The 517-nt window shown below is 53.2% G+C and carries 1 protein-coding gene; it reads left to right on the top strand.

Going from position 1 to position 517, the window contains the following annotated elements:
- A partial coding sequence (locus tag PMI42_RS12865) for an NADP-dependent oxidoreductase (RefSeq protein WP_008134666.1) occupies nucleotides 1-517 on the top strand: 517 nt, incomplete at both ends.

The raw sequence follows: 517 nt of genomic DNA, 5'->3' as shown, positions 1-517 counted from the left end.
AGTAAGGCAGTTCAAGCCCGGCGATGAAGTCTATGCCCGTCCCGACAAAGACCGGATAGGCACATTCGCAGAGTTTATCGCGGTGAGTGACAAAGACGTTTCCTTGAAACCGAAATCGATCTCGATGGAAGAGGCTGCCTCGTTGCCTCTTGTGGGCTTGACCGCATGGCAAGCATTGATCGGGAAAGCGGAATTGAAGAAGGGGCAGAGGATCTTTATTCAGGCGGGTTCCGGCGGCGTGGGGACATTCGCCATTCAGTTGGCGAAGCACCTTGGCGCAACGGTAGCGACCAGCACAAGTGCTGCCAATCTGGATTTGGTGAAGAGCCTTGGGGCGGATATCGTGATCGACTACAAAAAAGACGATTTTGAAGGGATGTTGAAGGACTATGACGTCGTCTTGCATAGCCAGGATGGCAAGACCATGGAAAAATCCATGCGGATTCTGAAGAAGGGCGGGAAGCTCATCTCGATCTCCGGACCGCCGGATTCGGATTTTGCAAAAGAGATCGGCGCA

This window comes from Bradyrhizobium sp. YR681, from assembly GCF_000282615.1.
Taxonomy (GTDB): Bacteria; Pseudomonadota; Alphaproteobacteria; order Rhizobiales; family Xanthobacteraceae; genus Bradyrhizobium.
The sequence above is the reverse complement of the archived record's forward strand: the minus strand, read 5'-3'. Positions and strand labels throughout refer to the sequence as shown.